General features: G+C 75.9%; 6 protein-coding genes and 3 tRNA genes. 8 read left to right on the top strand and 1 reads right to left on the bottom strand.

Translation table 11 applies throughout. The annotated features are described in order from the left end of the window. Positions 1-203: 203 nt before the first annotated feature. The 6 genes from ACFWEK_RS17785 (at position 204) to ACFWEK_RS17760 (ending at position 3,366) form a co-directional block, all read left to right on the top strand. Positions 204-276 (top strand) — tRNA-Gly (locus ACFWEK_RS17785). A 54-nt stretch (positions 277-330) separates the two neighbouring features. After that, positions 331-401, top strand: a tRNA-Cys gene (locus ACFWEK_RS17780). Positions 402-409: 8 nt separating this feature from the next. After that, positions 410-484: transfer RNA gene (locus ACFWEK_RS17775), tRNA-Val, on the top strand. A 105-nt stretch (positions 485-589) separates the two neighbouring features. Beyond that, on the top strand, positions 590-916 hold the full coding sequence (locus ACFWEK_RS17770) for a DUF2277 domain-containing protein (protein WP_430545294.1): 327 nt from the start codon (positions 590-592) through the stop codon (positions 914-916). A gap of 29 nt (positions 917-945) precedes the next feature. Further along, positions 946-1,257 carry a hypothetical protein gene (locus ACFWEK_RS17765; protein ID WP_429763701.1) on the top strand — a complete coding sequence of 104 codons (312 nt, stop codon included), beginning with the start codon at positions 946-948 and terminating at the stop codon, positions 1,255-1,257. 465 nt (positions 1,258-1,722) lie between these two features. Next, positions 1,723-3,366 carry a hypothetical protein gene (locus ACFWEK_RS17760; RefSeq protein ID WP_430554885.1) on the top strand — a complete coding sequence of 548 codons (1,644 nt, stop codon included), beginning with the start codon at positions 1,723-1,725 and terminating at the stop codon, positions 3,364-3,366. Positions 3,367-3,436: 70 nt separating this feature from the next. Here ACFWEK_RS17760 and zapE read toward each other — a convergent pair whose 3' ends face one another. Beyond that, positions 3,437-4,543, bottom strand: a complete 1,107-nt coding sequence (gene zapE / locus ACFWEK_RS17755; RefSeq protein WP_430554884.1) for a cell division protein ZapE — start codon at positions 4,541-4,543, stop codon at positions 3,437-3,439. A 38-nt stretch (positions 4,544-4,581) separates the two neighbouring features. On the opposite strand from zapE, the gene ACFWEK_RS17750 reads away from it, so the two are divergent. Both ACFWEK_RS17750 and ACFWEK_RS17745 read left to right on the top strand, forming a co-directional pair. After that, complete coding sequence (locus tag ACFWEK_RS17750) at positions 4,582-5,385, top strand: dihydrofolate reductase family protein (RefSeq protein ID WP_430545291.1); 804 nt, start codon at positions 4,582-4,584, stop codon at positions 5,383-5,385. Positions 5,386-5,484: 99 nt separating this feature from the next. After that, positions 5,485-6,026, top strand: a 542-nt coding sequence (locus ACFWEK_RS17745; protein ID WP_430554883.1) for a hypothetical protein, incomplete at its 3' end; no start/stop codon positions are given.

Genomic DNA, 6,026 nt, shown 5'->3' with positions numbered 1-6,026 from the left:
GCCCCGACCGGGATCCGGTCGGGGCTTCGTCGTTCCCGGAGCACGACCCTGCTCTCCGACACGCCCACCGACGCACCGCCGACGGCCGAAGGCGCCGCAGCGTCGCAGGTCACACGGCCGCGATTGGACCAGCGCGCGGAAGGTCGAGTAATGTTCCTCAGGCGCCGGGAGGCCAGGACAGCAGTCCTGAACGACCCGGTCGCGCGGATGTGGCTCAGTTGGTAGAGCATCACCTTGCCAAGGTGAGGGTCGCGGGTTCGAGTCCCGTCATCCGCTCGGAGGCCCACTCTCTGATCGACTCACGTCGAGCGTCGGGAGAGCACGTCTCAAGGTGGGTTGGCCGAGAGGCGAGGCAGCGGCCTGCAAAGCCGTATACACGGGTTCGAATCCCGTACCCACCTCGCAGCACGGGCGATTGGCGCAGCGGTAGCGCGCTTCCCTGACACGGAAGAGGTCACTGGTTCGATCCCAGTATCGCCCACCACAACGAGGCCGTCCCGGTTCGCCCGGGGCGGCCTTTCGCGTCCCTTCCCTCCCCCCGCGCCGCCGGGTGTCGCCGTCGTCACACCCGCGGCGTAGCGTCGGGAGCATGTGCCGCAACATCACGACCCTGCGGGGGCTCGAGCCGCCCGCCACCGACGAGGAGATCCGGGCCGCGGCGGAGCAGTTCGTCCGCAAGGTGACGGGCGTCCAGCGCTCGGCGAGCGCCGCCACCCGCGAGCCGTGCGAGGAGGCGACCGCGGAGATCGCGGAGATCGTCACCCGCCTGCTCGGCGAGCTCCCCGAGCGACGCCAGCCTCCGAAGACCGTGCCTCCGCTGCGCCGCGAGGACGTGCAGGCGCGCATCGCCGCGCGCCAGGCCGCGCGCGAGGAGCACGAGCGGATGCACGAGCTCGGGATCGCGCACAGCCACTAGGCGGACGCCCACTAGGTAGGCTCGCCCGCGTGGATCAGCCCCTCCCCGCCCCCGTCGACGTGCCGCCGACCGCACCCGACCCCGTCTCCGCGACGATGCACCGCGCCAAGGCGCACGCCCGGGCGTCGCACGTCACGGTGGGGCAGGTCCGGCACGGCCACGGAGGCGCCGTGGAGATCGACTGCTCGTGCGGGATGGTCCTCACCAACGGGCCGGACTGGTCCCTCGACGAGCACATCAGGCTGCACCGCGCCGAGGCGCGCTACGTCGCGCTCAGCCGCGTCGCCCCCGCCGGGATGCCGCGGCTCGTCCCCGTCGGCGCGGACCGCCTGCCCCGCTGACGCCACGCGCGTCGGGGTCGGCGTCGACGCTCGGGGTCAGAGCTCGTCCGGGTCGTCCCAGGAGACTCCGCTCGAGGCGCCTTCGATGGGGCCGAGCTCCGCCGCGGAGAGGGACGCCGGCGCCTTCGCCGCGTCTCCCCCGGACCTGGCGTCCCGGTCGCGATCGTCCACCGGGCGCCGCCGGGGTGCCAGCCTGGCCTGCGAGGCGATCGACTCGTCCAACCTGTCCACCGGCACCGTGGGTCGGGTGCCTGTGCCATCCGTGCTCATGGCCAAGGTCTAGCAGCCGGTGGTGTGCTCCGCTCGCGCTTGGCACACTATTTGTGCCAAATGGTGTGGTGAGGTCGCCTCCTGCACGCTCCCCGGACGACGGCCGGACGGTCGCTTGGCGTCACCGTCGCCCGCGGCATCCGGCACCTGGACGCGGGGCCGCGAAGGTCGCCTCCGGTGGCTAGAGTGTCCGCCGTGACCGCTGCCGATGCAGGCCTCGCCGACAGGGCGGCACCCGGGACCCCGCCCCCGCTCCCCGGCACGCGGGATCGCTGGCCGGGGCCCCGCCCGCTGCTGTGGGCGCCGCGGGCCCACACCGTCGAGGTCGTGCTTCCGGCGTCCGGCTCCCGGCTCCCCCTCCGCCTCGTGGGCGCCCACGAGCCCGGGTACTGGCGCGCGGACGCCGAGCTCTCGCCGGGCACGGACTACCTCTTCTCCGTCGACGGCGGAACGCCCGTCCCGGATCCCTGCAGCACCTGGCTGCCGTGCGGCCTGCACGGCCCGTCGCGCGTGCTGGACCAGGAGTTCTGCTGGACCGACGGCGCCTGGCGGGGCGTGGACCTCGACGCCGGCGCGCTGCTGCGCGTCGACCTGCCGACGTTCACCGCCGCCGGCACCCTCGACGCGGCCGCCGACCTCCTGGAGGACGTCGCGGCGACCGGCGTCGTGGGGGTCGAGCTCTCCCCCCTCGCCGCGCACGACCCCGACCGCGGCCCCGCCGCCGGTGTCCGCCTGTTCGCCGTGCACGAGCCGCTCGGCGGCCCCCGCGCGCTCCACCGGTTCGTGGACCGCGCGCACCGCAACGGGCTCGCCGTCGTCCTGGACGCACCCCACCGGTGGGCCGTCGCCGACGACCTCGGCCTGCATACCTTCGGCCCCTACGCCACCGGTTCACGGATCGGCCCCCGCACCGGCGCGCGGCCGGGACCGCCGGGCTCCGACAGCCCGCGGATCAACCTCGACGGCAGCGGGAGCCGCGGCCCGCGCGACTTCCTCGTGGCCGACGCCGAGCGCTGGCTGCGCGACTTCCACGTGGACGGCCTGCTGCTCGACGTCGAGGCGCTCGTGGACCGCTCGGCGGTGCCGTTCCTCGGGGAGCTCGCCGAGGACGTGCACCACCTCGGCGAGCAGCTCGGCCGCCGGCTCCACCTCCTCGTCGACGGGCCGGGGCGCAGCGACCGGCTCACCACCGTCGTGCACGACATCCTCGCCGCGCCGGGCGACGCCGACGCCGTCCAGGACCTGCGCCGGCTCGCGCACGAGGTGTTTCCCCCGACGACGGCCCCGTGGCGGCCGCCCAGCCTCCGACGGGCGCACCGCGCCACGCAGCGGGCCTCCGCGGTGCTCGTGCGCGACCTCACGCGGCTGCCCGCCGCGAACCGCTCCGTCCCGTGGACGCCCGACGCGGGCGAGTCCCTCCTGGAGGCCCCGGGCTCGACCGACGACGACCGGGCGTGCCTGCTGACGTTCGCGATCCTCGCCGGGACGCCTCCGGTGCTCGACACCGAGCACGTGCCCGTCCCCGCGCGGGACGAGCGGGCGCGGCGCCTCGTCGACTGGACCAGGACGCTGTTGTCCCTGCGGCCCGCCGCGTCGGCGGACCGGGACCTGCCCGTGGACGTGCGGACCGAGGGGACGACGCTCCTCGGCCGCCGCGGGCGCACCGCCGTCGCGCTGGTCACCGGCACGGAGCCGGCGGACGTCGACGTCTCCTCGCTCCCGGCCGGCACGGAGGTCCTGGCCGCCTGGGACCCCGAGGGGACAACGCTCGCGGACGGCGTCCTGCGGATCCCGCCGCGTGCCCCCGCCGTGCTGCACGCCGGCCCGGTCGAGCCGTAGCGGCCACGGCTCGCCGCGAGAGGGCCCTCACCGAGCCGTCAGGGCGTCGTCAGGGCTCTGTGAAGGGCCGTCACGCCGTCAGGCGCCGGCCCTCCTCCGCCAGGGCGCCGAGGCGCGAGAGCGCCCGGAAGTACTTCTTGCGGTAGCCCCCGCGCAGCATCTCGTCGGAGAACAGGTGCTGCGCGCCGTCGCCGGCGAGGAGCACGGGGACGTCGCGGTCGTAGAGGCGGTCGACGAGGACCACGAGCCGCAGGGCCACCTCCTGCCGCTGCACGGGGCGCACGCCGGTGAGCGCCACGAGCTCCACGCCGTCGAGCAGGGCGCCGTACCGGCTCGGGTGCACGGTCGCGAGGTGCGCGAGCAGCCCGTCGAACTCGTCGAGCACCGCGCCGGGGCGGCCGGCCGCCGCGCGCGCGACGACCTCGGCCGCGAGCGGCGCCGCCTCGGTCACGACGGCGCGGTGCCGGTAGTCCTCGCCGTCGACGCGCAGCACCTCGAACCGGGAGGAGAGCGCCTGGATCTCGCGCAGGAAGTCCTCGGCCGCGAAGCGGCCCTCGCCCAGCGCCTCGGGCAGGGTGTTCGACGTCGCGGCGAGGGAGACGTCGCGGTCGGCGAGCTCGCGGAGCAGCCGGGACATCAGCACGGTGTCGCCCGGGTCGTCCAGCTCGAACTCGTCGATGCAGACCAGGCGGCGCGTGGCGAGCGCCTCGACCGTGGGGAGGAAGCCCAGGGCGCCCACGAGGTTCGTGTACTCGACGAACGTGCCGTACGCGACCGACCCCTCGCCGAGGGTCGCGGTGACCTCGTGCGCGAGCGACGTGAGCAGGTGGGTCTTGCCGACGCCGAAGCCGCCGTCCATGTAGACCGCGGGCACCGCGCGACGCCGGCCGAACAGCGCCTTCAGCCCGGACGACCGGGGCGCCACGATCTCGCGCGCGACCTCCTGCAGCCGGGCGGGCACCGTCGTCTGGCTCGGGTGGGCGGGGTCGGCCCGGTAGGTGGAGAAGCGCGCCTCGGCGAAGTGGCGCGGAGGCACGAGGTCGGCGAGCAGCCGGTCCGGGGACACGGTCGGGCGCACCGCCGACAGGGACGGCACCGCGCCGTCCCGCGCGGGGGGCGTCGCGCCTGCGTCCGCGCCCGTGTCCTGGTCCCGGTCCTCGTCCTGCGTGAGCGTCACGACCGTCAAGGCTACGCCGCGTCAGTACGCTGACCGCTGTGAGATCTGCCACGACGCCCCTCGACCTGCTCGTCCCGGCACCCGAGCATGTCCCGGCCGACCCCGCCGAGACCCGGCTCGCCGCGCTGTACGACGAGGGCACCGGGTCGGGCGCCTGGCTGCGGGCCAACTTCGTCAGCACGGTCGACGGCGGCGCGTGGGGGCCGGACCACCTGTCCGGCTCGATCAACGACGACGCCGACTGGCGCGTGTTCCGCGTCCTGCGCGCCGCGGCCGACGTCGTGCTGGTGGGGGCGGGCACGGCCCGGCACGAGGGCTACACCGCGCTCGACCGGCCCCCGGGCCTGCCCGCCGTCGACGACCGTCCCCTCGAGCTCGCGCTCGTCAGCCGCTCCGGCCGAGTGCCGCAGCAGCTCGCCGACGGCGACCGTCCGCCGCTGGTCCTCACCGGCGAGGCCGGGGCGGGGACGGCGCGCCGGATGGTCCCCGCCGACCGGGTGCTCACGGTGGCGTCGGCGCACGACCCCGACGAGGTGGACCTGCGCGCCGGCCTCGCCGCGCTCGCCGACCGGGGGCTGCGTCGCGTGCTGTGCGAGGGTGGCCCGACGCTGCTGGCCGCCCTGCTCGCGGACGACCTGGTCGACGAGCTGTGCGTGACCACGAGCCCGTGCCTGGTCGGGCCGGGACCCTCCCGCATCGTCGCCGCCTCCCCCGCCGGGGCCCCCGGCGAGACCCCGCCGCCGGCCGGTATCCCGGCGACGCCGCCCACGCCCGCCCGGCTCGCGCACCTGCTGCACGCGCCGAGCACGGGCACGCTCGTCGCGCGCTGGCTGCTGCGCTGAGCGATCCCGGGAGCGACGGCGGCGAGGCGCGCGTCACGTCCCGTCCCCTGGCAGGCGCCTGGCCTCGCATCCGCGGCCCCGGGTGGCTACGGTGCTGGCATGCCGACGACCGTCGTCCTCACCGAGGACGCCCTCACCGACGCCGACGTGGCGCACATCCTGTCCCTGCACGACGAGCAGGCCGAGCGCTATCGCGTGCTCGTCCCCTCGGACACCGACCGCAACGTGGTGGCCGCGATCATCGACCACCTGTGGGTGGGCGAGCTGCGCGAGGCCGGGCAGGACCTGGTGGGCAAGGAACCCACGCCCGAGCAGGCGAAGGTGACCGCCGCCGAGCGCCTCGAGCGGTCCCTCGCGGCGCTGCGGGCCGCCGGTGCCACCGCCGAGGGCACGGTCACCGAGGAGGACCCGCTGCCCGCGCTGAGCGCCGCCGTCGCCGCCCAGGGCGGCCCGGACTCCGTGCAGGACGTCGTCGTGGTGACCTACCCGCACGTGGTCGCCGACACCTTCCGCTCCGACTGGGCGTCACGCGCCCGCGAGCACCTGCAGGTGCCCGTGCTGCACCTGTACGCCGGGACCAGCGAGATCCGGCGACCGCGCAGACCGGCCCGTCGAACTCCTCCGGCACGGCCCACGTGGGC

It is taken from the genome of Isoptericola sp. NPDC060257 (assembly GCF_042726645.1).
Taxonomy (GTDB): Bacteria; Actinomycetota; Actinomycetes; order Actinomycetales; family Cellulomonadaceae; genus Isoptericola; species Isoptericola nanjingensis.
Note: the sequence above shows the minus strand (reverse complement) of the source record. Positions and strands in the feature narration are given on the sequence as shown.

Coding starts and splice junctions, on each gene's coding strand:
- ACFWEK_RS17770 (WP_430545294.1), top strand. CDS start 590: ATGTGCCGCAACATCACGACCCTGCGGGGGCTCGAGCCGCCCGCCACC.